The organism is Mycobacterium sp. E2989 (genome assembly GCF_001667595.1).
GTDB lineage: Bacteria > Actinomycetota > Actinomycetes > Mycobacteriales > Mycobacteriaceae > Mycobacterium.
In genome coordinates this window covers 30644-57345 of the sequence record NZ_LZJX01000017.1, presented here as the reverse complement: position 1 = coordinate 57345, position 26702 = coordinate 30644, and the positions used below count along the sequence as shown (strand labels likewise).

Genomic DNA, 26702 nt, shown 5'->3' with positions numbered 1-26702 from the left:
ACACAACCTCGTTCGGCGCCGGGGTTCAGGCGGCCCCCTCCACGAGTTCGGTGGGCTCCGGGCCCGCCTTCCGGTGGCCGGCGTCGGCGAGGTCGATCGCCGCTAGGTCGACGCCCTTCGTCTCGGCCGCGGCCAGGACGGCCAGCGCGCTGACCGCCGCGGTCACCGCCAGATACCAGGCGATGGGCACCGCGGATCTGTAGGTCTCGAGCAGGCGAACCGCGATGATCGGCGCCAGCGAGCCCGCCACTATCGATGTCACCTGGTAGCCCAGCGATACCCCCGAATACCGCATCCGGGTCGGGAACATCTCGGCCATCGCCGCCGGCTGGACCGCGTACATGAGCCCATGAAACACGAGTCCAATTACGATCGCGGACAGGATGATCGCGTGGTGCCCGCTGTCCATCATCGGGAAGGCGAAGAAACCCCAGCTGCAAGCTGCGAGGGCGCCGATGAAATAGATTGGGCGCCTGCCGAATCGGTCGCTGAGGCTGCCGGCGAGCGGAATGACCACGAAGTGCACTGCGTGCGCGGCCAGCAGCCACCACAGGATGGCCTTGGTGTCGGCGTGCACGTGCACCTTGAGATAGGTGATGGAGAAGGTGACCACCAGGTAGTACATGGTGTTTTCGCCCAGCCGCATGCCCATGGCGGTGAAAACGCCGCGTGGGTAACGCTTCACCACCTCGACAACGCCGAACCGGTTGGCACCGAGGGCTTGGGGTTGTTCTTGCGCCTCGTAGAAGATCGGTGCGTCCGTCACTTTGGTGCGGATGTAATAACCGATCAGAACGACGACCGCGGAAAGCCAGAAGCCGACGCGCCAACCCCAGCTCAGGAACTCCGCGTCGGGCAGCGTCGAGGTGAGCACCAGCAGCACCACGGTCGCCAGCATGTTGCCGCCCGGCACGCCGGCCTGCGGCCAGCTCGCCCAGAAGCCGCGGCTGGCCCTGGGGCTGTGCTCGGCGACCAGGAGGACGGCCCCGCCCCATTCGCCGCCGACGGCGAAGCCCTGGACGAAGCGCAGCACCACCAGCAGCGTGGGGGCCCAGTAGCCGATCTGGGCGTAGGTGGGCAGGCAGCCCATGGCGAAGGTGGCGACGCCGACCAGCAGCAGGCTGAGCTGCAGCAGCTTCTTGCGCCCGAGGCGGTCACCGAGCTGGCCGAAGACGATGCCACCGAGCGGACGGGCGGCGAAGCCGACCGCATAGGTCACGAACGCGGCCAGGATCGCGTCGAGTTCGTTGCCGCCGCGCGGGAAGAACACCTTGCTGAAGACCAGGGTGGCCGCGGTCCCGTAGAGGAAGAATTCGTACCATTCCACGACCGTGCCGGCCATGGACGCGGCGACCACCCGGCGAAGATACGCCTGGCCTCCGAACGGCTTGTCCTGCACGGCATCACGCATCGGTCGCCCTCCTTGGCGGGCCGCGAGGCCTACGTCGGCGTTTGCCGAACCCGGCCAACGACGGGAGCGTACTCGGCCCCGGTGCTGACCGCACGGGGTCCCGACGGGCTTCGGGCCTTCGTTGCGGCGCCCGCCTTGCAGCGATAACGCGGGGGACCGGCGCGGGAAACCGGCTCGGCGCCCGCCTTGCAGCGATAACGCGGGGGACCGGCGCAGGAAACCGGCTCGGTGGGGGCTGTCTGCGCAAACAAGACTGGAGCAAACCAGCCGACGGCGGGATCGGCCTCGTTGCGACACGGTCACGGAAACGTACCTATCGTCGCATCACTAGTCACAACAGCCGCGCTGATCACTATCGTCACATGAGCCAACTGCGGACGTCAATGCGGTGTCCCGCCGCTCGAAAGGTGTTACATGTCGGCGATTCTTCGAAGTGTGTCGCTCTCGATGGCGTCGGCGGCCGCGGTCGGGCTCGTCTACGTGGTCGGCCCGGCGCCGTCGGCGAACGCCACCCCCTGCGGCGCCCCGGAAGCCAACATCGACCCACCGGCCGCGCAGCCCGCGGTGCCCGCACCGCAACCGGTGGTCCAGCCGCCGACCGGCCGCAGGCCGTCCCACACCAATGACCAGGCGCCCCTGCCCAGGCTGGGCCCGCTGATCTCCCAGTTCCTCAAACCGACGACTCCCGGTCGCCAGGTCGCCCCGATGCGGCCGCAGGCCGAGGTCCTGCCACCCGGACCGAACCCGCCCGCCCCCGGTCTGCCGCAGCCGCCGAACGCCGGTCAGCTGCAGCCCAACGCCGCCCCGGTCCCGCCGCCGCAACCGGCGCCGGCGCCGCCGCCCTCCATCGCGGGGGCGCCGACGTCGCTCGTCGACTGGGTGACCGGCCCCGACGGCCCGAACAAGACCCTGCAACGCTTCAGCATCTCGGGTACCGACCTCGGGATCGCTTGGGACAACGGCGATCCCGCGAATCGCCAGGTCCTGATGGCCTTCGGCGACACCTTCGGCTATTGCAAGGTCAAGGGCCAGCAGTGGCGCTACAACACCCTGTTCCGCAGCTCGGACCATGACCTGTCGCACGGGATCCACATCGCCGACGGCATCCCCAACGACCGCTACTCCGGTTCGCCGGTGTGGGCGACGAGCCTGTCCAAGCAGGTGGTCAACACCATCCACAAGGCGGCGCACGAGACGGGGATCATCCCGACCGCCGGCATCTCGATCGGCCGGACGCAGTACATGAGCTACATGTCCATCCGGCAGTGGGGCCGTGACGGCGAATGGAGCACGAACTACTCGGCGATCGCCAGGTCCAACGACAACGGCCAGAACTGGGGGATCTTCCCCACCTCGATCCGTACGGCCTCCCCGGACGCCATCCCGGGAGCCGGGTACACCCCCGGCAACGAGAACTTCCAGATGGGCGCCTTCATGAAGGGCAACGACGGTTACCTGTATCAGTTCGGCACCCCGTCCGGGCGCGGCGGCGCGGCGTTCCTGTCGCGCGTGCCCCCGGGGCAGCTGCCCGACCTGACCAAGTACCAGTACTGGAACGGTGACAACGGCGGCCATTGGGTGCCCAACAACCCCGGGGCGGCGACGCCGATCTTCCCGGGTCCGGTGGGCGAGATGTCGGCCCAGTACAACAACTATCTGAAGCAGTACCTGGTGCTCTACACCAACGGCGGCAGCAATGACGTGGTGGCGCGGACCGCGCCGACGCCGGAGGGACCGTGGAGCCCCGAGCAGCCACTCGTGTCGTCGTTCTCGATGCCCGGCGGCATCTACGCGCCGATGATTCACCCCTGGTCGTCGGGTCGAGACCTGTACTTCAACCTGTCGTTGTGGTCGGCGTACGACGTGATGCTGATGCACACCGTCTTGCCCTAATCGTGACCGTGTCGCACCCCGAATAGTGGGTAAACCAAGCGCACCCTTGATGAAGCGGGGGCGCAGTGAGAGAGGAGATCGAGGATGATCACCTTCCAGAACCCGGCCGCCTCGACCGCCGGCAAGCCGCGGCGGCCGGACATCGAGGTGCGCATCGAGGGTGTGCACCGCAGGGACGGCGCCGTCCGCTTGGGCATCGTGCTCGACGGGCGGATTGCCACCTAGCCAATCGCGTCGCGACCGCCCCTCGGGGCAAGATGTAACGCGTGAGTTGGGCGAAGCGCGAAGGTAGGGCGCTCGCGGATACGACCCTGACGGGCGACGCGTTGCTCGCTGAGCTGGAAGACTATGTCCGCGCGAACAATCCGCAGTTGACGGACGTCCGGCTGGAGCGGGCGACCCCGACCGAGGAGTACGACGCCGGCGCGCAGCCACCGCGACGTTGGTACGAGGTGACTTATCTGGCCGACGACGGTGAGGGTTACGGGATCAGGCCCTGAGTGCCGCCGGGAGGATGTGAACTTGCGACACCATCTTCAGCTGCCGGCACCGTCTACTTGTCACCGTCGGCACCGAAAATAAACCTGTCGGCGATCGCATGCTCGTTGCGAATGGACATCTCCTGGGCGGTGTTGAGCCAGAGTCCCTCGAACCCGGCCGAGTGCATGCCCGCGTGGATGGCGCCGATGTTCCTCAGGTCCTGTGAGGGCAGCTCGCCCCAGCCGTCGTGGTCCTGCCACCGCTCGATGACCTGCCATTGCGTCTCGGGCACCTCGCCGGGCGCGAAATGCTCCAGCGAGAACATCTCGAACGTGCACCGATTCGGGTCTTCGGCGTCGGGCAACATGCGGTATCCCAGCAGGCAGGACTTCTCGACCAGGATGACCATGGTGGGAAACACATGCCAGTCGCCGTTCCCCGCGAAGTATTGCTCCATCGACATCCGCGGGAAGTCAACGCCTTCGGCGCGGGCGAGTTCCTCGCACATCTGGTGGTACAGAACAAAGGGTGGGATGTCGCCGGGCTCCATCGCGGCCAGCTTTTGCGCGGCCCGGTAGTCACGCTCGGTGACCAGCGACCCGACCTCGAGGTATTGGTATTTCATCGAATTCGCGAACACCTCTGGTCGCGCCGCCTGCTCCTGGCGACCCTTGTCGCGGCCGGCATGCTCGGGACGCTGCGTGTATACGAACCGCGAGTGGTTCTTATAGGTGATGGTCGGGGTGTAGGGAGCGTAGACGTATTCCTGGGGTGATGCGGGCTTCGCGGACGGCCGCGGCCCTTCGGCCGATCGCAGCGTCTGCGGATGGGTGCCGGGCGTGTGGTAGCCCTCGATAAAGGCGTCGATAACGGTCTTGTAGTTCGCCGGCAGGAACGTGCGCTTGCGCCAGCGGTAACGCATGTCCTGCAACCGAAATGGCGCCAGCGCGGTCGGCAGCGGATCCAGCCACTCGAGCAGATCCGGCGGGTCCTCAGCCATGCTCACGAACACCCAGCCGCCCCACGTCCCCACGGCGACGGGACGCAGGCCCCACTGCTGGCGGGGGCGCGGTGCGAATTCGTCGCGACACGGCACGAAGGAAGACCGACCATCCAACTCGTAGCGCCAGCCGTGAAATTCACAGCGCAACTCTTTATCGGCCGAACGTCCGCTGCCGCGGACGACTTTCATGCCGCGGTGAGCACAAGTGTTGTGGAATGCCTTGACGCTGCCGTCTTTTTGACGCACCACCACGATGGACTGCCGCCCAATCGTGTACTCGTAGAAGCAGCCGGCGTCCGGGACTTCTTCTTCGCGACACGCGGGCTGCCATACCTGGGTGAACAATCGCTCGAGCTCGAGGTTCAGGAATTCCGGGTCGATGTACCGGCTCTTGGGCACGAAAGTCTCACCGCAGGCGAACTTTTGGGGCACGCGTTCGGTGGCAAGCTCGGTCATTGTCAGGCTCTTCGGTCGGCTCAGCTGGACGGTGGCTTGTCAAAGATGTTCGGATATAGCATGGCTTCCTTGAACGACGTTTCGATCTCGGCGAAGGCGGTGGGGATATCCCAGGTTCCCGACGCCGAGACGATTTCGCGTTCGACGACCGGGTTGGACATCAGGCTGATCCGGCCGTTGCCGGCGAAGATCACCCGCCGATTGAGCCAGTCGGACTGCTCGCTGGCCAGATACACGACCGGCGGGACGCAATTCTTGGGCGAAAGGCGAACGTTCGAGTCCGAGTAATCCATGCTTCCGCCGCCCTTGATGCCCTGCGTCATCCGAGTGCCCGCGATCGGTGCGATCGCGTTGCAGCGCACTCCGTAGTTGCGCAGCGCGTTGGCGCACGAGAAGGTCAGGCCGACGATGCCCATCTTGGCCGCGGCGTAGTTCGGCTGGCTCGGCGCGCCCTGCAAGCCCGACATGGATGTGAAGGTGATCAGCCGGTACTGGCCGCCCCGGTTCTCCCGCCACCAGGCGGCCGCGTGACGCGTGACGTTGAACGTTCCCTTTAGGTGCACGGACACCACCGCGTCCCAGTCCTGCTCGCTCATTTTGAAGACCATGCCGTCCCGCAGGATGCCCGCCGCGTTCACCACGACGTCCAAGCCCCCGAGCGTCTCGGCGGCGCGGCCGATGAGATCCGCGCACGCAGCGAAGTCGGTGATGTCGGTGGTATCGGCGAAAGCCTTGCCGCCACGGCTCGTAATCGCCGCCGCGACGCTTTCGGCCGGACTGGAGTCGTGTCCGGTCCCGTCGACGCCGACGCCCGCATCGGACACCAGGACCGTCGCGCCCTCGGCCGCCAAGCCCTCGGCCACCGCGGCGCCGATTCCCCGCCCGGCCCCCGTCACCAACGCGGTCCGTCCGTCCAACACACCCATCGTCATCCAACTCCTCGTGGCCTCGCGTCAAAGACGAGCATACAGAACATCCATACAATATCTGTATAGCTGTTTAGTCAGGGCTACTCGAACCCCCACTCGGCATAGCGGCGTTCCAACTCGGCCATCGCCTCCCGGCCGCCGCGGGTACTGCGTTCCTTCATGAAGTTGAACTCGTCGTCGCGCCACACGAGGTTGCTGAACACCGTGTGGCCCATCGGGACCCAGTCCCCGAACTGCGCCATGCCGACGGCGTGCCAGAACGCGATCAGAGCGTGCTTTCCCACCATCAGGCCGTCGGCCGAGTGGTGGGCGATGGCGCGGGCATACCGCAACGCTTCGTCGCGGAGCCGCTCGGCGGGTACCACCGACGCGGCGACCCCCCACTCGCGTAGTTCGGTTGCGGTGACCTTGCGGCCGGTGATCATCGCCTCGTAGCCGCGGTTGGGTCCGAGCTTGAGCAGCGCGAGGGGCATGGCGGTGGAGAAGCCCGCGAACCCGATCCGGGCCTGGGGGCGGGCGAGGTACATGTCGTCGGAGACGAGCAGAATGTCGGCGGCCAGGGCCAGATTCATCCCGGCGCCCAGCGTGGCACCCTGGCAGCCGGCGATCACCGTCTTCGGAAACTCCAGCCAGTTGGTCAAGTGCCGGTGCAGGCGCCGGGCGTTGCCCAGGCGAGCGGTCTGCGGCAGTCGCTCGCCCTTGCGCAGTCCCGCCTCTTCCACCGGGAGCCGGCGCACGTCGTCGCCGCTACAGAAGTCCTTACCCTCGGCCAACAGCAGGACGACCTTGACCTGATCGTCGTCTTCCGCGCGGTCGAGTCGGTCCTTGAAGAGGCGATGCATTCCGGGCGACAGGATGGCGTTGCGCCGGTCGGGCCGGTTGATGGTGATCTGCGCGATGTGGGGTTCAACAACCTCATAGCGGACCCAGTCCTCATCGACCTCGAATTCGCCCTGAGCGGTGGCGTCGGTGCCCATACGCCCTCCTTCGCGATCGACGGTACATAAATACACTAGTCGATCAACTGTCACATCTGGTGATACCGTCAGCGAATGCCAACATTCACGGTCACCAAGCGGCTCGCCGCGCCACCGGACACGGTTTGGGCCGTTCTCGCCGACTTCGGCAACGTCGACTGGATCCCTGGGCCCAGCGATGTCAGGGTCGAGGGCGAAGGGCCCGGCATGCGGCGGTTCATCGCCGCGAGCACCGAGAAGCCGGTCATCGAGACCCTCATCTGGATCAAGCCCGACGAGCGCGCGCTGTCGTATGAGATCACCAACAATCCAATGCCGGTCAGCCGCTTCGTGGCGGTGAACACCGTAACCGGGAGCGCGGATGCCGCCGGGGAATCAATCGTGGTCTGGGACATCGACTACGAGCCCACCGGTGACGATGCCGCCGCGCGCGACGCCATGGAGTCGGTGTACGGCTTGATGGCGGGCTGGGTTCAGGACTTCGCGTTATCCCGCGAACCCCGATAGAACACTTAGACAGAAAATGTATAATAGTTTAGGATTCTTCAAGTGATTGATCCTCTCGATCTGGTACTGATCAGCGTCGACGACCACACCGTGGAACCGCCGGACATGTTCGTCGGCCGGGTGCCCAGTCGCTTCGCCGAGGACGCCCCGCGCATCGTCGAGGACGCCGACGGCGTGTGTTTCTGGGTGTACGACGGTTTGCAGCTGCCGAACATCGGGCTCAACGCGGTCGCGGGTCGGCCCAACGACGAATGGGGATTCGAGCCGTCACGGTTCAGTGACATGCGGGCCGGGTGCTACGACGTGGACGCGCGGGTCAACGACATGGACGCGTCGGGTGTCCTTGCGTCACTGTGTTTCCCGTCGTTCCCCACCATCTCGGGCGCGCTGTTCACGTACCGCGGCGACCGCGACGTGTCCGAGGCGATGGTGCGCGCCTACAACGACTGGCACATCGAGGACTGGTGCGGGCGGCATCCCGACCGGTTCATCCCGATGGGAATCCTGCCCCTATGGGACCCCGCCCTGGCCGCCGGCGAGGTGCGCCGGTTGGCTGGGCGCGGCTGTCGAGCGGTGACGGCGCCTCAGCACATCGGCAATTACGGGCAGCCCCCCTGGCAGGATCCGCACTGGGACCCACTGTGGGAGGCGCTGTGCGAGGAAAACACCGTGGTGAACATCCACATCGGGACGGGCGGCGGGATGCCGGTGCCGTCCGACCTGACCACCTACCTCGCGTACAACGCGATGATCCCCCTGGACACCCAGCGGTTCACCGCCGATCTGTTGTTCTCTCCGGTGCTAACCAAGTTTCCGTCCATCAAGTTCTCGCTGTCCGAAGGCGGCATCGGCTGGATCCCATTCCTGTTGGAGCGCTTCGAGGACATCTACTCGCGCCAACGGGCGTGGACCGGCGACGACCTCGGCGCCGGGCTGACCCCGACGGACGTCTACCGTCGCAACTTCATGTCGTGCTTCATCCGCGACCGGGTCGGCATCGAGATGCGGGAGCGCATCGGGGTGGAGACCATCTGCTGGGAGATGGATTACCCGCATTCGGACAGCAGCTGGCCGGATGCCCCCGAGCAGCTCGCCGCCCAGCTGGAGGGCTGCACGCCCGACGAGGTCGAGGCGATCACCTGGCGTAATGCGGCTCGCGCCTTCGGCTACACCGGCGTCGAGCGACGCGGCAGGGAAAACTGCACCGTCGCGGCGCTGCGGGGAAGGATCGCCGGCCTTGATCTCTCGGCGCCGAAAGTCGATGCCGGACGCGCACCGAAAGCCGGCGCCACGGCAATCACCTACGGCGACATGAAGGTACGGATGGCGTCGATCCTTCGCGGTGGGGCGTGACCGAACCGGATTACGGGGTCGTCCTCACCTTGGCCGATCGGCGGTTCCGGGACGAGGTCCGCGCCTTCGTGGCGTCGGCACTGACGGACGACGTCCGGGGCTCCGGCCGCGCCGAGGCCGACCGGCTGCACCGAATGCGGCTGTGGCAGAGCCGGCTTCACGACGCCGGCCTCGCCGCGATCTCCTGGCCCGTGCAGTTCGGCGGTCGCGCCGCCACCCCCGTGCAGCAGCTCGTCTTCAACGCCGAGATGGCCGCCGCGCACGCCCCGGAGCCCATCAACCGCAGCGCCGTCAATCAGCTCGGCCCCACCATCATTCAGTGGGGTACCGACGAGCAACGCCAACGCTACCTGCCCAAAATCCTTTCGGGCGAGGAAGTCTGGTGCCAGGGCTTCAGCGAGCCCGACGCGGGTAGTGATCTCGCCGCTCTGAAGACCAGGGCCGAACTCTGCGACGACGAGTTGGTCATCAACGGCCAGAAGATCTGGACGTCCAAGGCCCAGTACGCCGACTGGATCTACATCCTGGCGCGCACCGATCCGGCAGCGGACAAGCATCGAGGGATCAGTTACATCCTTGTGCCCCTTGACACGAGCGGCATCGAGGTGCGCCCGATCCGCCAGATCACCGGGCAGGCGGAGTTCAACGAGGTGTTCTTCGATTCGGTGCGGGTGCCGCTCGCGAATGTGCTCGGGCCACTGCATGGCGGTTGGCAGGTGGCCAAATCCACGCTGGGCTACGAGCGGGTGGGCCAGAGCCGCACCCACCGCATCGAACGGCGGCTAGCGATTCTCGTCCGGATGGCGCAGGAGCAGGGGGCGCTGGGACACGAGGGCCGGGGCGGCGACGGCTACGTGGCCGATCGGATCGTGGGGTTCGCCGCGCGAGTAGAGGCGTTGCGTCAAATTGCGGCGCAGGCAACGGCCGCCGGCATCCGGGGTGTCAATCCCGGACCCGAGGCGTCGGTGGCCAAGCTGATGACCTCGGAGGTCGACCAGGCGATGGCCGATTTCGGGCTGGAAATCGCCGGAGGCGCCGGAACCCTGGAGCGCGGCTCGGTAGGGGCGACGAAGAATGGCAACGTCGCACAGAGCTACCTGCTGATGCGGGCCGCAACATTCGGCGCGGGCACATCGGAAATTCAGCGCAACGTGATCGCCGAGAAGCTGTTGGGGTTGCCGCGTGACCCCTGATGGCCCGTCGGCGCTGAGCGAACTCGCACGCAGCGCGGCCGAACTCGAGCAGTTGCGGGCGTCGGCCGATGGCGCCCTCCGAAAGATGTGGTCTGCCAGCTCTTTTCGGAGTCTGCTTGATGGCCCCGGCCCGGTGTTCGACCCGAAGCTGTGGCAGACGATCGTCGAGGCCGGGTGGGCCGACGTCTTGGTTAGCCAGGCCGCCGAGGGCGGAGGGGGCGGGCTCCGTGATCTGTGCGTGCTGGCCGAGGCCGCCGGCGCGGCGTCGGCCCCTGTCCCGCTTGCGATGGCGGCGGCCGCGGGATGGTGCGAGAACCGCTGCGCCGACGGGATCGGTCTGCTGCTACCCGAGCGCGGTGAGCGCACCGCGGCGGGCGTCTCCGGAGTGTGGCCGCTCGTGCCGTTCGGTGCGGTCGCAACCAAGTTGTTGGTCTGCGCGGGCGACGGAGAGTCCGCCGTGCTCGGGGTTGTCGACCCGGCGGAGGCGGGCGTGGTGCGCGAGCCGGTGACGCCCCTGGATCACAATCCCGGCGCACGAATCACGCTGAGCGATGCGCCGATTCAGATCCTCGAGACTGGGCCGGGTGCGGCCCGCCGCCACGGTGAAGCCGCGCTGCGCGGCCTGATCGGCCGGGTGGCCGAGTTGGTTGGCATTGCGGCGGCCGCCAATGAGGGGGCAACCGAGTACGCGAAGCTGCGCGTCGCGTTCGGCCGCCCGATCGGCGCATTCCAGGCGATCAAGCACCGCCTGGTCGATCAGCGGTGCGCGATCGAGATCGGGCGGGCGCTCGTCAATCGAGCCGCCGACGCGTGCCAACATGGGCATCCCGAGGCCCCCGCACTGGGCTCCCTCGCCGCCTTCTGGGGCATCGACGCGCTGCGTGCCGTGCCGGAGGGCGCCACCCAGGTATTCGGCGGCATCGCCTACACCTGGGAGCACGACGCGCACATTTACCTCCGCCGCGCGGCGAGCGCGGCGGCGAACCTGGGCACCCGCGCCTACCACCGAGAGGTGGCCACGCGGTGGCTGACGGCGCGTCACCCGGGCGACCGAGACCGGGAGAGTGTGACGTGAATCCAGAGGGCGACACGCCTTTCCTATCGGGTGTGCGGGTGCTTCAACTCGGTGACGGAATCGCCGGTTCGGCCGCCACGGCGCTGCTGGCCGGCCTCGGCGCGGAAACGACGAAGGTGGTTGGTGCCTGCCCGCCTCACCGGGCCGGGCCCGTGATCGATACCCCGGCCGGACCGGTCGCGGCGGTGGACCTCACCCTCGATCGCGGCAAGCGCATCGTCGACCCACCGACAAACCTCTCGGCATTCATCGACGAACACGACATCGTGATCGTCGACCACGGCGCCGCCGTCGCACCACCCGCCGCCGAGAACGCGGTTGTCGTGACGGTCAATCCGTTCGGCATTGACGGGCCGCGCTCGTCGCAGCCCGGCGGCGAGCTCGTCGCGCAGGCCGCCGGCGGCATGCTCGCCACGATCGAGGGGTCGGACGGAGCACCGGTCCCGGCGCCCGGTTTTGTCGCGCTGAAGGCGGCGGGAGCCGTAACCGCGCTCGCGGCATTGCATGGCCTCGATCGGCGCAACGACAGCCACGGTTCGGTGCTGGTCGACGTGTCGGTGCAGGAGGCGGTCGCGTTCACCGCTGCGTTGCCGGAATGCGCCCACGTGCTGTACGGGTGTCCCGGGCGGGCGGGCAGCGGCCGTTATCTCGCGCCGTCGGGACTGTTCCCCTGTCGCGACGGAATGGTCCGCATCACGGCGGTCGAGAACCACCAGTGGCGGGGTCTGCTTGCGGCGCTGGGCCATCCGGCCTGGGCCACGGGACTCGACGAACGACAGTCGCGCATCGATCACGCCGATCTGATCAACCGACACGTGGCGGCGTGGGCCGCGACGCACGACAAAGAAGGCTGTGCGGCCCTGCTTCAGGCCAACGGCGTGCCGTCCACACCGGTGAACACGCCTCAAGAAATTGTGACCTCGCCGCAGTTCGTGTTTCGCGACGCGGTGTCCGCGGCACATCTTGGCGGGGTCGCCCTGTGCCTGCTCGAACCGCCGTGGCTCACCTACGGCGGGGGAGTGGCGGATCGCCGCCGTACCGGTCGTCTGAGCGATTTACGGGTCGCCGAGCTGACTCACGTCCTGGCCGGGCCGATCATCGGGGCGCTGCTCGGCGCCATGGGAGCACGGGTCTTGCGGCTCGAAGATCCCGAGCGCCTTGACATTTATCGGCGTACCGGCCCCTTCGCCGCGGGGCGGCCCGGCGTCGAACGGGGTGCGTATTTCGCCGTCGCCAACCATTCCAAGCAAAGCCTGTTGATCGATCCGGCTCGCGCGGTGAACGACGTCGCCGCGGCGCTGTCGGACGTTGATGTCCTCATCGAAAACGTCGGCAGCGCGCGACTCGCCAGGCTCAATGTGGAGCCCACCGCCGTGGCCGGTTCGGGGAGACTCGCCGTTCGGGTCTCCGGCTTCGGATCCGACGGGCCCATGGCCGGATATCGCGTCTACGCCAACAACGTTCAGGCTTACGGGGGGCTAGCGGGGCTGACCACGGGCGCGGACGGGTCACCGGCGCGGCTGGGCACGGTGATCGCGGACCCGCTGTCCTCGGTGGTGGCGGCGGCGGTGATCGCCGCGTGGGCGGTCGGGCCCGCGCGTGACACCGGCGCCGTCATCGATCTCTCCATGGCGGAGGTCGTCGCGTCGACCGTGGCCGAGTTCGTCACGGCGGCCTCCGCTTCCGGTAGCTCAGACATCGGCGATGCGGCGCATCGCGGCGTCTACCGCGCCGCCGACGGCCGTTGGGTCGCCGTTGAAATCGCCAAACCCGATGAGTGGAAACGGCTCGCAGAAATCACTGCGGTATCCGATGATTCGCGGCATCCCACGGTGGCCGAGAAGCTCGCGGACATGGTTGCTGCCGCGTCGGCCGACAAGGTGGCCGCGCGCCTGAGCGGGTCGGGGGTGCGCGCCGCAGCGGTGCAGCGGGCGGAGGACCTGGTTGCCGACCCGCATCTGGCGGTTCGCGGATTCTTCCCCGAGATCGCGCACCCCGACCCGGACATCGGAACCGCCCGCCTAGTTGGTCTGCCATGGCGATTCGTCGGTCACGGCCCCATCCCGCTCAAGCCGCCGCCCGCCCTGGGCAACGCGAACGCGCACGAAGGAGGTATGACGAATGTCGGATGATCGCCGCGCGACCGTGTGGGCTTCGACCTTCGTTCCGGGAAAGTCACCGATCCCCGGGTACGGTCAGGACGGTTACAGCGTCGCCTGGGTCGACACCTCTGACGGGCGGCTACAAGTGTTGGTGTCCGGGCCGCGTCCGGCGCCGGGCACCGTCGGCCGGGTCGTCGAAAAGACGTTGGAGGACAACCGCATCACCCTCTTCGAGGCGCAATCAGAATGACAGGTACGCACGTCGCCGGTATCGGCGTCATACCGTTCGGTAAACACGCCGATACCGCGCTGGCAGCGCTCGGCGTGGCGGCCGCGGAGGCCGCCCTCGCCGATGCGGGTATCGGCTATGACGCTGTGGGCGAGGTGTTCACGTCCTCCTCGATGGCGCCGCCCCAGACCGGCCTCAAGGTGGCACTTCGCCTGGGCCGCAGCGGTATTCCAGTGACCGCCATCGAGAGCGCCTCGGCGGGAGGCATGGTCGCCCTGCGGCACGCCGTGTGGGCGGTTGCCTCCGGTCGCTGCGCCACCGCATTGGCCATCGGCTACGAGAAGACCACGGCGCTGGAACCCGGCGGCGTGGTGCCGGCGGCGGTCGACTTCTGGGATTCCTTTCCGCCGCAGATCCACTACGCCATCGAGGCGAATCGGTGGCTGTATGAGACAGGTTGCGGGCCCGAAATTTTCGGAGCCGTCGCGGCAAAGTCGTACAACCAGGCTCGTCTCAATCCGCTGGCGGCGCGGCGCAACGACCACGAGGTGACCGTCGAGCAGGTGATGTCGGCCCGGATGGTGGCCGAGCCGCTCACCAAGATGATGTGTCACGCGTCGGTCGACGGCGGCGCGGCGATCGTCGTAACCGCCGGGCAGCGGCCCCGGTCCGTGGGGATCAACGCGATCGAGCAGACGAGTTGGCCCCGCGACCCGGGCTGGCCACTGGCCGGTCCGTGCGTCGGTCCGCCTTCGCAAATCGCGCTGACCGCTCGGCGCGCGTTCGACGCGGCGCAGGCGGGGCCGCACGACGTCGGAGTGGTCTCCCTACATGACATGTGCGCCAGCGAAGAGGTCACCGCGCTGATCGCGCTCGGCCTCGTCGATGTCAAGGACGCCGCCGAACTCGTCCTGTCGGGCGGATTGGGATCCAAAGGCAGGCTGCCGACCAACACCGACGGCGGCTGCCTTGCCCGCGGGCATGCGTTCGGTGCGACGGGACTGGCCCAAGTCGCCGAGGTGGTGAGTCAGCTTCGCGGAGAGGCGAATTCGCGACAGGTCGCCGATCCCCGGGTCGGACTCGCCCAGGCGATGGGCGGCGGTGGGTCCTGCGTGGTGGCCGTGCTGGGTCGATGATTCGGCCCTCAGCTGGACTCTCGGTAAGACCGGCCGAGAAAGCGTTCGACGAGGGCGCGTTCGTCGGCGGGGTCCCTCACCGGCCACCACCACAGCGCCAGGAAGGCCCGGATAAGCCATTGGGCGGCAAGGGGATCTGCATCGTCGGATCCGAGCATGTCGTAGGCGAGTGCGGTGACAGCGGGGGAGTTCGTGAGCCACTCGCTGCGCGGCATCGGCGCCGTCTGCATGAGCTGAGCCAATGGATCAGAGCGCATGCGCTGCAAAGCCAGGATGGTGGCCGTCACCACTCGTTCGCGGCCGGTCAGGTCTTTGATGGCCTCGCGCACGGTGTCGACGATGCGGCTCGCCTGGAGAGCAACCACTGCGTCTCTGATGGCCGCCTTTCCGCCGGCATGCCGGTAGATCGTCGCCGGTGAGCAGTGGACCACTTCGGCGAGGCTCTCGATGGTGAACTCGTCGTATCCCACGTGCGAGATGAGATCGGCGGCCGCTGCATATATCCGTTCGGCGGCTGCGCTGCGGCGATCCCGGCCCACCAGCCAGTCGTTCTGTGCCATGCAACCCTCCCGTACAGCCAACAGAAACTTCCCTCAGCCTGAGAATTATCGCTAACAATTCTCAGGCTAACGCGCTGGTCCTCCCGCGCAAGGGGTTTGGGGTGCGCGGATGGCGCGACGGGAGGCTTATCAACCTTTCCTCGCGCTATTGACCGCGCCGACGGTCACATTCAGCCTGGGTCTATGGCGGTCTTGAGCGACCCGGTCGATTTCTTCGGTGCCGAGGCTTTGCAGGATCCGTATCCGATGTATGACCGGATGCGCGCGACGGCTCCGGTGCATCGCGTCGCCGATTCCGACTTCTATGCCGTGTGTGGCTGGGACGCGGTGATCGAGGCCGTCACTCGGGTCGATGACTTTTCGTCCAATCTCACGGCAACCATGATTTTCCGCGAGGACGGCAGCATCGCAGCGTTGCCGATGATGGAGGCGGGAAGCCCCGCCCACGCCCTGGCCACTGCCGATGATCCGGCGCACGCGCTGCACCGCAAGATCTTGCTTCCACACCTGTCCGCGCGCAGGGTGCGGATCATCGAGGAATTCGCCGCGAAGACCGCCGAGCGCCTGTGGGAGGAGAACCTGCGCCACGGACGCATCGAGTGGATGAGCGCGGTGGCGAACCGGCTTCCGATGATGGTGGTCGCCAAATTGCTGGGCCTGCCCCACGCCGATGTCGACAAGCTGATCCGGCTGGGTTACGCCACCACCACCCTTCTCGACGGGATTGTCACCGAGGCGCAGCTCGCGGAGGCCGGGGCTGCGGCGTTCGAACTGGCCGAGTACGTCATGGAGCATTTCGAGAAGGCTGATACCGCGGACAAATCCGGATTGATACCGGACATGGCCGCTCGCTACGCCTCCGGCGAGGTGGACCAGGCCGTGGCGATGAGCATCATGCTCACGCTGTTCAGTGCCGCCGGCGAGTCGACCGCCTCGTTGTTGGGCAGTGCGGCATGGATTCTCACCGACCGCCCCGAGGTCCAACAGCGGCTCCGTGAAAGTCCGGAATTATTGGGCGCTTTCATCGAAGAGGTTCTGCGCTACGAGCCGCCGTTCCGTGGGCACTACCGCCATGTGTGGCGCGACACCACACTCGGTGGGGTGGAAGTGCCAGCGAATGCGCATTTGCTTCTCTTATGGGGAGCGGCCAACCGCGATCCCGAGCACTTCGAGTCGGCCGACGAATTCCGTCTCGACCGCAGCAACGCGAAAGGGCATGTGACGTTCGGCAAGGGTGTGCACTTCTGCGTCGGGGCTGCCCTGGCAAGGTTGGAGGCCCAGATCGTGTTCAAGATGCTTTTGGACCGCACCACCTGGATCGACGCGTGTGACGTCGGAGATTGGCTGCCCAGCATCCTGGTTCGGCGTCGGAAGCGTTTGGAGCTGGCCGCCCGGTAGCCTCCTTCCACGCGGGCGTCAGCGGCCGAGTAAGCGGGCCAGGGGCGTCAGCGGGTACACGCCGCCTGCGCGGTTCAGAACCGGTTCCAGTAAACGCATTTGCCGCATGATGCGGCGGTGGAACAGCCGAATGAGTTCGGCATCCATGTTCTCGGGTGCGCGCAAGACGAATGCCTCCAGCGCCTCATCCCCTGCGCGCCAGTCGGGGTATCGGAAGCCGAGCAGGCGTTTGAGATCGTCGAGGTCTTCGGATTCGATTGCGGGGCCTTGCCGGCAGAGGTCGGCGACGTAGCGTGCGGTTTGCGCGGTTTGATGGCGGCGAAAGCGCTCAACCTCGGTCTCGGCGGGTAATTCCTCGATGATGGGCGCCAATGCGTCGATAAGGCCGCCGTGCCGGACATCTGCCGCCTGCGGAAGTCGGTAATCGCCGAGGACGACGCCCTCGACTGCGGCCATTGCTTCGACGGCGTTGAGCGAGCATTGCTGAAACCACTCCTCATATTGCAGCAAGTCACTCATCGGAAAAGGGTTGTGCACGATCATCACCAACGAGAGAGGCGTGGTGAGCGCGAACTGCGCGGTGTGGAACTCGACCACCGGCAGGTCCAGTTCTACGCCAGAGACCTCCTCGTAGCGCCGAAACGCGCGCTCGAGGTCGCCGAAGGGCTCGGAGATGTCGCGCAGGCGCAGCCCTGCGAGGTCATGCGCGGTGTCGCCGAGGTAGGCCAGTTCGACGTCGAGCAGTCCGGTCACGCGCCCATCGGCGAACATGAACTGTCCGGGATCGCCCAGGACAAAGCGAGGGTCGAATCGATGCGCGGGAACGTGGCGGCGGATCCAGCCGATGCCGAATTCCAGAAACGGTTCCGGGCGCTTTTTGGTAGACCGGTACCGCGCGACGGACTCTTCGAAGCTCGACAACGCTTGCTGTTGAGGAGTTTTGGGTAGTTTGAGTCCGACGGCGGAGAATTCACCCGGATCCAGCCGATGGATCCGCGCAAGGATTTCCATGTATTCATCGATGACCGAGTTGCGCTCTGCTGCGCTCGGCGAGGTTGACAGATTGGTGGCGCCGGGCAGGCGATCCATCACGATGGCCGGTGGTGCGTCAATCCGGCCGTGAATGTGCGGAACTGGAATTCCTTGCTTCTCCAGGGCTTCAAGGACGGCCGCTTCCCGATAGGTGGACAAGGAGAAGTCCATGCCCGCGCGGTCGCCGCGCACATACAGCGGCATGATTGTGCCGTCACGTTCGACGTCGGCGAACCAGGCAGGACGCCAACGTGGTTGGCGCTCGAAGGCTCGCACGGGCCCGAGGTGACTCTCGAGCCAGCTTCGTACCGCCTCATCGGGTGTCATGTCAGGTGAGGTCAGAAGCCCATTTTCAGCGCGGCGCCGGCGTCGATGAACATCTGCAGTCCGGTGACGTATCGCGATTCGTCGGAGGCAAGGTAGACCACGGCGTGCGAGATGTCCTCGGGCTGCACCCAGGGCACCGGCATCGCCTGCAGCATCGGGTAGATCACAAAGGCATCGTCGTGGGTCGGAGCCTCCAGGTCAGGCCGAAACGTCTTGTACATCATCGGGTTGTTCATCATCGCGGTGTTGACGTTCGTCGGATGCACGGCGTTGACGCGTATCTCGCGCGCCGCCAGCGTCATCGCCATGGATTTGACCCAGTCGCGGACGAACTTCTTTGCCAGACCGTAGCCGAGCCCGCCGGGACCCGCGTTGCCGCCACCGTTGAACATATCGTGTTGGGAGACCAGTCCGGCGATCGAGCCGGTGGCGATGATCGACGCACCGGTGTCCAGATGGTCAAACGCGGCGTTGACGGTGTTGACCACGCCGAGAAAGTTCACGTCGAGCACGTCGCGGAACGCCGGATACCCCTTGTGTTCTCCGTGCGGGCAGATGCCGGCGTTGGCGACGACGACATGCAGCCCGCCCAGTTGGGCGACGCCGTCGTCGATCGCCTTCTTCAGGGCCGCCCGATCCCGCACATCGGCAACCGCGGTGACGACGCGCCGGCCTGCCTTCTCCACCAACTTCGCCGTCTCGTCGAGGTCGCTCTTGCGTGCCATCGGGTAGTCGTTGGTCGCGATGTCGTCGCAGATGTCAACGGCGATGATGTCGGCACCCTCGTCGGCGAGATGGACTGCGTGACTGCGTCCTTGGCCGCGCGCGGCGCCCGTGACGACCGCTACTTTGCCGCTGACTCGATTCATCTGCTTCCTCCGTTGTTGGCTCTTTCGCCGTCAGGCCATGAAGGTCATCGGGGTCACGCGATGGTTCCGCTGTCCTTGAGGGCGATGATGTCGTCCCAGTCCTTGCCCACTTCGAGCAACAGCGCTTCGGTGTGTTCGGCGAACTCCGGTGTCGGGCCGAGGGTAAACGGTGTCTGATCGAAGAGCACGGGGCTCGAGACTAATTCGAGGACACCGTCGCTCCCTTGGATGGGCGCGATGACGCCGTTTGCCCTCACCTGCTCGTCTGCCGCGACATCCATCGTGTTCTGTACGGGCGCCCATTGCCCTTCGAAACCGGTCAGCGCTTTGCGCCAGTGCTCGAGGGTTTGGCTCCCAAGCACCTCGCGCAGGATCGCAGTTGCCTGCGCCGCGTTGCGGGTTAGCAGCTCGTGGCTGGCAAAGCGTTCGTCGGTGGCAAGCTCGGGGAGCCCGACCCGCGCACAGAAGTCCGCCCAATAGCGGAAACCTTGCATCATCGACAATCCCATATAACGCCCGTCGCCGGTGCGGTAGAAGCCCACCAGCGGATTGTGCGGGGCGACGTTGGCGCCGGCGGGGTTGGCCTGCCACGGCTCTCCGGAGATCAGCGCGGCGTTGACGGCCACCCCCATCGCCCATACCCCCACTCCGAGCAGCGACACATCCACGACCTTGGCCTCACCGGTCCGATCACGCGCGAACAGCGCCGCAGCGATTCCGCCGGCAATTGTCATGCCGCCCATGGAGTCTCCGTACGCCGGGCCGGGTTGTGCGACAACGCCAGCCATATCGGGCGGGGTGACGCTTGCCGCGCTACCGCCTCGGCTCCAGAAGCCCGTCATGTCGTAGCCACCGATGCCCGCCTCGTCGCCGAGCGGTCCGTATGCGCTGCCCCGCACATAGATGATGTCGGGATTCGCCGTCCGCATGTCGTCGACGTCGATCCGCAGTTTGGCACGGGCGTCGGGCAAGAAGTTCGTCAGGAACACGTCGCTCGTGCGGGCAATGTCCATCAGCAATTCATGGCCGGCCGGTGTCGAGATATCCAGGGCGACGGATCGTTTACCGCGGTTCGCGTGCTCCATGACGGGGTTGCGGTCGCCGGCGATCTGTACGTTGCCGAGCTGACGTAGGCCCCGCTGGGCATCGCCGGTGCGCGGATGTTCGATCTTCACTACGTCGGCGCCCCAGTCCGCCAGCACCGCTCCGGCGGCCGGCACGAAGGTCCACTGGGCAACCTCGAGGACGCGTACGCCCGCCATGGGTCCGCTCATGGGCACGCCCCTCAGCGGTAGTCGAGCACGACAGGCAGGTGGTCGTGCGTGTGCACCAATGTCGACACCCGGGGCACTCGGTCGCCGACCACGTGAATCCCCTTGGCGCGCCGCGCTACTTCCTCCAGCAGCAGACGGGCTTCGCGTCGAGCCAGGGCGGCGCCCATGCAGAAGTGCTCGCCGACTCCGAAGCCGAGGTGATTGGCGGCGTCGGGGCGGTGGATGTCGAACTGTTCGGCGGTCGGGCCCCAGTGGTCCTGGTCGCGGTTCGCGGACGCATAGGCGAGCAGCACCCCGTCGCCTTCCTTGACCTCCGCACCGCGTAGCCGAACGTCGTGGGCCGCCTGCCGGGCCATGCTCATCACCGGCGTCCAGTAACGCAGCACCTCCTCGACGGCGTTGCCGCTGAGGCCCGGATCGGCGAACAACACCGCCGATTGGTCGGGATGAGAGTCGAGACAATCGGCGATTCCCGCGATCAGGCTCTGTGTCGTCTCGCTGCCGGCGGCGAGCAAGGTGAGCGCGTAGATCATCACCTGCATGTCGTCGAAGGGCTCCCCGTCAACGGTCACCTGGGAGAGCATCGTGAGCAGATCGTCCTGCGGATGCTCCTTGCGTTGGGCCACGAGGCCCATCAGATAGGGCCCGATGTGTTCGAAGATGAACGCGTAGTCCTCATCGCTCGCGGCCCCCCCACCGACGTTGGCGATGGTGGTCGCCCAGCCCGCGACCTTGGGCCAGTCTTCTTCGGGCACTCCCAGCAGGTAGGCGAACACATACACGGGGATGGGCTCGGCGACCCGTTGAATCCAGTCGAATTCACCGTTCGGCAGGTCGTCGAGCACATCGTTGACGACCTGGCGTACCCGGGCCTCCATCTTGGCGACCGCGGCCGGTGTAAACCGCACGCCAACGGCCTTGCGGTGCACCCGGTGCACCGGCGGATCCATGAACATGATGCCGCGGTTGCCGTACCCCTGGGGGTCGCGGCCCTCCCGGTGCGCGATCAGGTCCATCATGATCCCGATGCGCTCCGACTTGAACTTCTCGGGTCGAGCCGAGATGTTCTTGATGTCATCGTATTTGGTGATCACCCAAAACTTGCCCTCGTCGTACCAGTGCACCGGATCGTGCTCGCGCAGCTGCGCGAACGTGGCGTTCGGGTCGCCGAGGTAGAACGCCGGTTCGTCGAACCGGGCGGCTGTGATCGTCACCATAAGACTGAACAATAGAACATCGACTGTTAATCTGCGAGCAGGGACCCTTCGGTTCGGAGCCATTCGTTCGCGTTGGCAGCAGAACAAATAATGTTCTATTGTTGCATGGTGACCGCTGGTTTGTCCCACCTTCGCGTGTGCGACCTGGGCGGTCAACTGGCCGGCGCCGGGGCGACGAAGATCCTCGCGGCGTTCGGCGCCGAGGTCATTCGCGTCGAAGATCCCGCAACGCGTGGGATGTGGGACGCGTTGCGCGGCGTCGGCCCGTTCGTCGATGAGCGCCGGGGCGTGAATCTGGGCGCCGGCTTCAACAACCACAACGTGGGCAAGCTCGGAGTGACCATCAACCTGCGTCTGGAGGCCGGCAAGGAGCTGCTGCGTGAGCTGATCGCCGTCTCCGACATCGTCTGCGAGAACTTCGCGGCCGGCGTGCTGGACAGGATGGGTTTCGGCTATGACGAGCTGCGCCGCATCAAGCCGGACATCATCTACGTCTCCAACTGCGGCTTCGGCCACAGCGGCCCGTACCGCGACTTCAAGACCTGGGGCCCGATCGTCCAGGCACTCAGCGGGCTGACCTTCACCGCGGGGCTGCCCGACCACGAGCCCGCGGGATGGGGCTACTCGTACATGGACCACATCGCCGCCTACTACATGACGGTCGCGATTCTGGCGGCCGTGCATCGGCGCGAACGCACCGGCGAGAGCGAGCACATCGACTTGGCCACGGTGCCGGCGGGTATCGCGATGCTGCCCACCGAGGTGTTGGATTGGACCGTCAACAAGCGGCCCGCGCGCCGGCCGGGGCTCCCGGGCGGTAACCACGCCGACTTCGGTGAGATGGCCCCGCATGGGATCTACCCGTGCCAGGGGGAGGACCGGTGGATAGCCATCGCCTGCCGCGACGACCGCGACGTCGCGCTGCTGTCCAAAGTCATCGACGAACCGCGTTTGACGGACGACCGGTTCGCGACCCTGGAGCAGCGGTTGCTCGGCGCCGACGCAATCGACGAACTCGTCAGCGCGTGCACCCGGACCCGCGAAGCGGCCAGGCTGGCAAGCGAACTCGTTGCGGCCGGGGTTCCGGCGAGCGTCGTCAAGTCTCCCCGGGAGCGGATCGACGAAGACCCCGACCTGGCCGAGTGGGGACTCTTTCCGCCCGTGACGCACCCCGAGATCGGGACGGTGCGCGTCGAGGGGCTTCCGCTGCGAATGTCGGCCTCGCCGTGGGGCATTTCGCGCGCCGCGCCGTGCCTGGGCGAACACAACCGGGACGTGCTGGGCGGGCTGCTCGGGCGCAGCGATCAGGAGTTGGACGAATTGACGAAGCAGGGTGTGATCTGAACGCGCTGAGCGGGCTCCGCGTCGTCGAGATCAGCGGCCAGTTCACCCCCGTCGGGGGGAGGTTGCTCGCCGAACTCGGCGCCGAGGTCGTCGTCGTCGAACCCCCCTCCGGATCCTCACATCGGTCGCGACCGCCGTTCGCGCACGACAACATTGGGCCGGACACCAGCCTGCGATGGTGGGGCGGCAACGTGGGCAAACGGTCGGTCGCCATCGATCTCGACGCCGCGCAGGGCGCCAGCGCACTGGGGCGGCTGATCGCCAGCGCCGACATCGTGATCTCCGGAGCCGGCCCCGTCGGCGATGCCCGGCATCCGTCGCTGATCTGGGTGGCGGTCACCCCCTACGGGCTCGACAGCGTGCGGGCCGACCAACCGGTCACCGACCTCACCATGCTCGCCGGCGGCGGTCCGGTCTGGAACTGCGGCTACGACAACCACTCATTGCCGCCAATTCGCGGCGCCGGAGAACAGTCGGCCAACATCGCCGGCCTGTATTGCGCCATCGGAGCGCTGGTGGCCCTGGCGCACCGCGACCAGACCGGCGAGGGTCAGCTCGTCGACGTCAGCGTCAACGCCGCCTGCAACGTCAGCTCCGAACAGACGACCTACCACTGGTTGGTCAACAACGAGACATGCGTCCGGCAGACCGGTCGTCACGCGTACTTCACGCCGAGCCAGCCGACCCAGGTCCGATGCGCGGACGGCGCCTACGCCACCACCGGCGTGCTGCCTCGCAAGCCACCCGAATTCGCGAACCTGCTGAACTGGCTCGCGGACCTCGGCCTGGCCGACGACCTTCCCGAGGCGGTGTTCTTGGAAATGGCCGCCGCTCGCGACGAGCCGGTCGACATCGCGATGATCGGCGCCGACGACGAGACCACCGCGATACTGACGGCGGCCCGCGACGCAATCACCTTGATCGCTTCCCGGATGCCGGCCAACGAGTACTTCCTGGAAAGCCAGCGACGCGGATTCCCCGCCGGAGCGGTGCTGTCGCCCGACGAGGCCTTCGAGAACGAACACATCGCCGCCCGCGGATTTCATGTGCCGGTCGAGCACCCGGAACTGGGGGAGACCTTCCGCTATCCGGGCACGCCATACCTCTTCGGCGCCAATGCGGCAGGCGGCCCCGCACGGCCACCCCTGCTCGGGGAACACAACGCGCTGCTCGACGAACTCGCCGACGACACCGCATGAGCTCCGGTGACCGCCTCACCCATATCGGGCTGTGCGTCAGCGATCTCGAAAGGTCTGTCCAGTTCTATTGCCTGGCATTGGGATTCGACGAATGTGGTCGGCTGCGCGTCGATGGGCCCGAGACGGCGCGGCTGCTGGGTGTACCCGGGCTGGTGCTGGACCTCGTCTACCTGCAGCGCGACGGTTTTCGCCTCGAGTTGCTCAGTTATCCGGCGCCGGGCGTACGCGAGAAGCGCCGGCCGCGCCGGATGAACGCGGTGGGCTTCACGCACCTGTCGTTCCGCGTCGACGACCCGAACGCGTTCGTCGCAGGCATCGAGCGCCTGGGTGGCCAAGCCCGACCGGAACGAACGGTCACATTCGACGGCGGCAACCGGGGACTGATGGCCACCGACCCCGACGGCAACTGGATCGAGTTGATCGAACGCACGCCGCCGAGCGACTGAGCAGTTAGTCACTCAGCGTCCGATTGTTCATCACGATGATAGAGTCGTGGCTGTGCCAGCGACCAGCGAGTTGATGTATTCGCCGTTCTCCAAGGCGATCTTCGACGATCCGTACCCGGTGTACCGGAGATTGCGCGACGAGGCGCCGGTCTACCGGGATCCCGAAAACCGCTGGTGGGTCCTGTCCAGGTTCGACGATGTGTCGCGGGCTCTGCGGGACTGGGAGACGTTCTCGTCCAAGAGTGGTCCGGCACCGGAGAACCCGGACAACGACGGACGCAAGTACTCGGTCATCTCGATGGACCCGCCTCGCCACGACCGCATTCGTGGGGTACTCAAGGGCTTCTTCACGCCAAAAGCGGTCGCCGCCATGGAGTCTGCCCTGCGGGCGGTGGTCCACACGCACCTGGGCCGGCTGCAACCGGGTACCACCGTCGACGCGATGGAGGCCTTCGCGTTCTCGGTGCCCACGGACGTCATCGGTGATCTGCTCGGCGTGCCGCACAGCGACCGTGCGCAGCTGCGCGTCTGGTGGGAGGCCTTCCTCACCCGGGAGGAAGGGCAGGTCGCGATGCCGGCCAAAGCCATCGAGGCCAACCGCCTGATCAGCCAGTACATCGGTGATCTGATAGAACGGCGCCGCACCGACCCGGGTGACGACCTGATCAGCGTCGTGCTGCAAGCCACGTTCGACGACCCCGAAGCCGGCGGCCACCGCTCCCTGACCGCGCACGAGGTGCTGATGTTCTGCAATCTCCTGTCCGCCGCCGGCTCGGAAACCACGCAGAAGCTGATCTCCAATGGCCTCGTCGCGCTCGCCGAGCACCCCGAGGAGTGGCAGCGCATCGTGAAGGACCGCAGCCTCATTCCCGCCGCGGTGAACGAGGCGCTGCGCTACGACACGCCGAGCCACTGGGTGGCCCGCACCCTGACCCGGCCGATCGATCGTCATGGCGTCACCATGGACGCCGGCGACTGGGTGCTGCTGCTCCTGGGCAGCGCCAACCGCGACGAACGGCGCTATCACGATCCCGACCGCTTCATCATCGACCGGCCGCGCGGCACCGACGTGTATTTCGGGTGGGGAATCCACATCTGTCTCGGGCAATGGTTGGCGCGCCGGGAGGCGCAGCTGGTGTTCGAGTACATCGCCGACAGGTTCCCCGACTACGCCATCGGCGCGCGCGAACGCGTGCTCACCGCGACGGTGCGCGGATACACCAGCGTGGAGATGACCCTGCGCTGACCATGGAGATCGCTTTCACCGACGAGCAGCAACTGCTCCGCGACACCGCCGCGCAGCTGGGGGAGAGCGTGGGGGTTTCCAGTGCGGACGAGATCCCGACCGGCGAAGCGCTCGACGCCCAGTGGCGCCGCCTGGTGGATCTCGGTGTGCCGACGTTGCGTTCGCCGCGCCTGTGCGGGCTCGAGGCGAGCGGCGTCGAAACCGTCATCGTGATCGAAGAACTCGCGAGAACCCTCAGCGCCGTTCCGGTGACGGGTCAGGCGGTGCTGGCCACCGAACTCCTGGAGGCGGCCGGAGCCGAGAAGGAACTGGAGCTCATCGCGGAAGGCAGCCTTCGGCTGGCGCCGGTACTGGGCCCCGACCTGATGGGTTTCGGCTCGGCTCACCGACCTGGGGTGGCATTCGACGCCGCGGGCGCCACCCACGGACTACTGACCGCCCGCACCGACGGACAACGTCGGCTTGTGTGCGCACCACTGTGCGGCGCCGACCCTCGCGGACTGGACCTGACCCGTGAATTCCATTGTTTGCCAGCCGATTCGGTCGCATCGGGGGTGGTGACCGGCGAGGCCATCGATGACGAACGGTGGCGGCGGGTGGAGTCGTTGGCCATGACAGCCGTCGCCGCCGACCTGGTCGGCATCATGCAGGGTGCCCTGGACGACGCGGTCCGCTATGCGGGCGAGCGGGCTCAATTCGGCGTCAAGATCGGCTCGTTTCAGGCCGTGGGTCATCTGCTCGCCGATGCTCTGGTGCAAGTCGAAGGCGCCCGGAGTTGCCTCTGGCACGCCGCGTGGGCGATCGACCACGCGCCGGCCGACGAGGCGCGACTGGCGGCGATGACGGCCAAGGCATACGCGTCGGCCGCGGGCCGGGAGGTGGTGGAGACCACGGTTCAGGTCTTCGGCGGCATCGCGATCACCTGGGAGCACGTTTCGCATCTGCGGCTACGCCGGGCGCTGTTGGACCGGCGGTTGTTCGGCGACGAGGCGGTGCACTACGCGGCAATCGCCGCGCTGCGACTGGCGAACCGGGAGCTCGCTTAG

The 26702-nt window shown here is 66.8% G+C and carries 25 protein-coding genes; 16 read left to right on the top strand and 9 right to left on the bottom strand.

Annotated elements, in window-relative coordinates:
• Positions 1-25: 25 nt before the first annotated feature.
• Positions 26-1411 carry an MFS transporter gene (locus tag A5680_RS03745; protein WP_067816304.1) on the bottom strand — a complete coding sequence of 462 codons (1386 nt, stop codon included), beginning with the start codon at positions 1409-1411 and terminating at the stop codon, positions 26-28.
• Between the two features lie 414 nt (positions 1412-1825).
• Here A5680_RS03745 and A5680_RS03740 point away from each other — a divergent pair, with 414 nt between their 5' ends.
• From A5680_RS03740 to A5680_RS03735, 3 genes are all read left to right on the top strand, one after another.
• Entirely contained in the window at positions 1826-3304 is a 1479-nt protein-coding gene (locus A5680_RS03740; RefSeq protein WP_055404156.1) for a DUF4185 domain-containing protein, read from the top strand.
• Positions 3305-3388: 84 nt separating this feature from the next.
• Positions 3389-3529, top strand: coding sequence for a hypothetical protein (locus tag A5680_RS25590; RefSeq protein ID WP_156349630.1), 141 nt, complete (start codon positions 3389-3391; stop codon positions 3527-3529).
• A gap of 41 nt (positions 3530-3570) precedes the next feature.
• A complete protein-coding gene (locus A5680_RS03735) occupies positions 3571-3804 on the top strand; it encodes a hypothetical protein (protein WP_067816301.1) in 234 nt (77 codons plus the stop codon).
• A gap of 53 nt (positions 3805-3857) precedes the next feature.
• Here the strand turns inward: A5680_RS03735 and A5680_RS03730 are convergent, their stop codons facing one another.
• The 3 genes from A5680_RS03730 to A5680_RS03720 form a co-directional block, all read right to left on the bottom strand.
• Complete coding sequence (locus A5680_RS03730) at positions 3858-5243, bottom strand: aromatic ring-hydroxylating dioxygenase subunit alpha (protein WP_067816298.1); 1386 nt, start codon at positions 5241-5243, stop codon at positions 3858-3860.
• A gap of 20 nt (positions 5244-5263) precedes the next feature.
• On the bottom strand, positions 5264-6175 hold the full coding sequence (locus A5680_RS03725) for an SDR family NAD(P)-dependent oxidoreductase (protein WP_231977558.1): 912 nt from the start codon (positions 6173-6175) through the stop codon (positions 5264-5266).
• Positions 6176-6252: 77 nt separating this feature from the next.
• Positions 6253-7149 (bottom strand): enoyl-CoA hydratase/isomerase family protein, encoded by an 897-nt coding sequence (locus A5680_RS03720; protein ID WP_055405710.1) that lies wholly within the window; start codon positions 7147-7149, stop codon positions 6253-6255.
• Positions 7150-7224: 75 nt separating this feature from the next.
• On the opposite strand from A5680_RS03720, the gene A5680_RS03715 reads away from it, so the two are divergent.
• The 7 genes from A5680_RS03715 to A5680_RS03685 are packed head-to-tail and all read left to right on the top strand — an operon-like array spanning position 7225 to position 14744.
• On the top strand, positions 7225-7656 hold the full coding sequence (locus A5680_RS03715; RefSeq protein ID WP_055405578.1) for an SRPBCC family protein: 432 nt from the start codon (positions 7225-7227) through the stop codon (positions 7654-7656).
• 42 nt (positions 7657-7698) lie between these two features.
• Positions 7699-9009: an amidohydrolase family protein gene (locus A5680_RS03710; RefSeq protein ID WP_055405579.1), complete on the top strand. Its 1311-nt coding sequence runs from the start codon at positions 7699-7701 to the stop codon at positions 9007-9009.
• Positions 9006-10202 (top strand): acyl-CoA dehydrogenase family protein, encoded by a 1197-nt coding sequence (locus A5680_RS03705; protein ID WP_067816296.1) that lies wholly within the window; start codon positions 9006-9008, stop codon positions 10200-10202. The genes A5680_RS03710 and A5680_RS03705 overlap by 4 nt, the downstream gene beginning before the upstream one ends.
• Positions 10192-11277, top strand: coding sequence for an acyl-CoA dehydrogenase family protein (locus A5680_RS03700; RefSeq protein WP_067816294.1), 1086 nt, complete (start codon positions 10192-10194; stop codon positions 11275-11277). Before A5680_RS03705 ends, A5680_RS03700 begins: the two co-directional genes overlap by 11 nt.
• Positions 11226-13409: a CoA transferase gene (locus A5680_RS03695; RefSeq protein WP_231977557.1), complete on the top strand. Its 2184-nt coding sequence runs from the start codon at positions 11226-11228 to the stop codon at positions 13407-13409. Before A5680_RS03700 ends, A5680_RS03695 begins: the two co-directional genes overlap by 52 nt.
• Positions 13399-13629, top strand: a complete 231-nt coding sequence (locus tag A5680_RS03690) for a hypothetical protein (RefSeq protein ID WP_067816288.1) — start codon at positions 13399-13401, stop codon at positions 13627-13629. Before A5680_RS03695 ends, A5680_RS03690 begins: the two co-directional genes overlap by 11 nt.
• Entirely contained in the window at positions 13626-14744 is a 1119-nt protein-coding gene (locus A5680_RS03685; protein WP_067816286.1) for a thiolase family protein, read from the top strand. Before A5680_RS03690 ends, A5680_RS03685 begins: the two co-directional genes overlap by 4 nt.
• An 8-nt stretch (positions 14745-14752) precedes the next feature.
• Here A5680_RS03685 and A5680_RS03680 read toward each other — a convergent pair whose 3' ends face one another.
• A complete protein-coding gene (locus tag A5680_RS03680) occupies positions 14753-15304 on the bottom strand; it encodes a TetR/AcrR family transcriptional regulator (protein WP_067816283.1) in 552 nt (183 codons plus the stop codon).
• Positions 15305-15487: 183 nt separating this feature from the next.
• Here A5680_RS03680 and A5680_RS03675 point away from each other — a divergent pair, with 183 nt between their 5' ends.
• On the top strand, positions 15488-16702 hold the full coding sequence (locus A5680_RS03675) for a cytochrome P450 (RefSeq protein ID WP_067816280.1): 1215 nt from the start codon (positions 15488-15490) through the stop codon (positions 16700-16702).
• Positions 16703-16720: 18 nt separating this feature from the next.
• Here the strand turns inward: A5680_RS03675 and A5680_RS03670 are convergent, their stop codons facing one another.
• From A5680_RS03670 to A5680_RS03655, 4 genes are all read right to left on the bottom strand, one after another.
• Positions 16721-18010, bottom strand: a complete 1290-nt coding sequence (locus A5680_RS03670) for a phosphotransferase family protein (RefSeq protein WP_231977556.1) — start codon at positions 18008-18010, stop codon at positions 16721-16723.
• A gap of 62 nt (positions 18011-18072) precedes the next feature.
• Positions 18073-18930 carry a mycofactocin-coupled SDR family oxidoreductase gene (locus tag A5680_RS03665; protein ID WP_055404272.1) on the bottom strand — a complete coding sequence of 286 codons (858 nt, stop codon included), beginning with the start codon at positions 18928-18930 and terminating at the stop codon, positions 18073-18075.
• Positions 18931-18983: 53 nt separating this feature from the next.
• Positions 18984-20204, bottom strand: a complete 1221-nt coding sequence (locus A5680_RS03660) for a CaiB/BaiF CoA-transferase family protein (protein ID WP_067816274.1) — start codon at positions 20202-20204, stop codon at positions 18984-18986.
• A gap of 11 nt (positions 20205-20215) precedes the next feature.
• A complete protein-coding gene (locus tag A5680_RS03655; RefSeq protein WP_231977555.1) occupies positions 20216-21418 on the bottom strand; it encodes a cytochrome P450 in 1203 nt (400 codons plus the stop codon).
• Between the two features lie 111 nt (positions 21419-21529).
• Between A5680_RS03655 and A5680_RS03650 the strand changes: the two genes are divergently transcribed.
• From A5680_RS03650 to A5680_RS03630, 5 genes are read left to right on the top strand one after another with little or no spacing between them, the layout of a single operon-like run.
• Positions 21530-22765 carry a CaiB/BaiF CoA-transferase family protein gene (locus A5680_RS03650; RefSeq protein ID WP_082970251.1) on the top strand — a complete coding sequence of 412 codons (1236 nt, stop codon included), beginning with the start codon at positions 21530-21532 and terminating at the stop codon, positions 22763-22765.
• Positions 22741-23964: a CoA transferase gene (locus A5680_RS03645; protein ID WP_369808475.1), complete on the top strand. Its 1224-nt coding sequence runs from the start codon at positions 22741-22743 to the stop codon at positions 23962-23964. The genes A5680_RS03650 and A5680_RS03645 overlap by 25 nt, the downstream gene beginning before the upstream one ends.
• Positions 23961-24410 (top strand): VOC family protein, encoded by a 450-nt coding sequence (locus A5680_RS03640; protein WP_067816268.1) that lies wholly within the window; start codon positions 23961-23963, stop codon positions 24408-24410. The genes A5680_RS03645 and A5680_RS03640 overlap by 4 nt, the downstream gene beginning before the upstream one ends.
• A gap of 52 nt (positions 24411-24462) precedes the next feature.
• Positions 24463-25656 (top strand): cytochrome P450, encoded by a 1194-nt coding sequence (locus tag A5680_RS03635; RefSeq protein WP_082970248.1) that lies wholly within the window; start codon positions 24463-24465, stop codon positions 25654-25656.
• A gap of 2 nt (positions 25657-25658) precedes the next feature.
• Positions 25659-26702 (top strand): acyl-CoA dehydrogenase family protein, encoded by a 1044-nt coding sequence (locus A5680_RS03630; RefSeq protein ID WP_067816265.1) that lies wholly within the window; start codon positions 25659-25661, stop codon positions 26700-26702.

Bases quoted from the DNA above. Each gene is read 5' to 3' on its own strand.
- A5680_RS03745 (WP_067816304.1), bottom strand. From the start codon at position 1,411: ATGCGTGATGCCGTGCAGGACAAGCCGTTCGGAGGCCAGGCGTATCTT.
- A5680_RS03740 (WP_055404156.1), top strand. From the start codon at position 1,826: ATGTCGGCGATTCTTCGAAGTGTGTCGCTCTCGATGGCGTCGGCGGCC.
- A5680_RS25590 (WP_156349630.1), top strand. From the start codon at position 3,389: ATGATCACCTTCCAGAACCCGGCCGCCTCGACCGCCGGCAAGCCGCGG.
- A5680_RS03730 (WP_067816298.1), bottom strand. From the start codon at position 5,243: ATGACCGAGCTTGCCACCGAACGCGTGCCCCAAAAGTTCGCCTGCGGT.
- A5680_RS03725 (WP_231977558.1), bottom strand. From the start codon at position 6,175: ATGACGATGGGTGTGTTGGACGGACGGACCGCGTTGGTGACGGGGGCC.
- A5680_RS03720 (WP_055405710.1), bottom strand. From the start codon at position 7,149: ATGGGCACCGACGCCACCGCTCAGGGCGAATTCGAGGTCGATGAGGAC.
- A5680_RS03715 (WP_055405578.1), top strand. From the start codon at position 7,225: ATGCCAACATTCACGGTCACCAAGCGGCTCGCCGCGCCACCGGACACG.
- A5680_RS03690 (WP_067816288.1), top strand. From the start codon at position 13,399: ATGTCGGATGATCGCCGCGCGACCGTGTGGGCTTCGACCTTCGTTCCG.
- A5680_RS03685 (WP_067816286.1), top strand. From the start codon at position 13,626: ATGACAGGTACGCACGTCGCCGGTATCGGCGTCATACCGTTCGGTAAA.
- A5680_RS03680 (WP_067816283.1), bottom strand. From the start codon at position 15,304: ATGGCACAGAACGACTGGCTGGTGGGCCGGGATCGCCGCAGCGCAGCC.
- A5680_RS03675 (WP_067816280.1), top strand. From the start codon at position 15,488: ATGGCGGTCTTGAGCGACCCGGTCGATTTCTTCGGTGCCGAGGCTTTG.
- A5680_RS03665 (WP_055404272.1), bottom strand. From the start codon at position 18,930: ATGAATCGAGTCAGCGGCAAAGTAGCGGTCGTCACGGGCGCCGCGCGC.
- A5680_RS03660 (WP_067816274.1), bottom strand. From the start codon at position 20,204: ATGAGCGGACCCATGGCGGGCGTACGCGTCCTCGAGGTTGCCCAGTGG.
- A5680_RS03640 (WP_067816268.1), top strand. From the start codon at position 23,961: ATGAGCTCCGGTGACCGCCTCACCCATATCGGGCTGTGCGTCAGCGAT.
- A5680_RS03630 (WP_067816265.1), top strand. From the start codon at position 25,659: ATGGAGATCGCTTTCACCGACGAGCAGCAACTGCTCCGCGACACCGCC.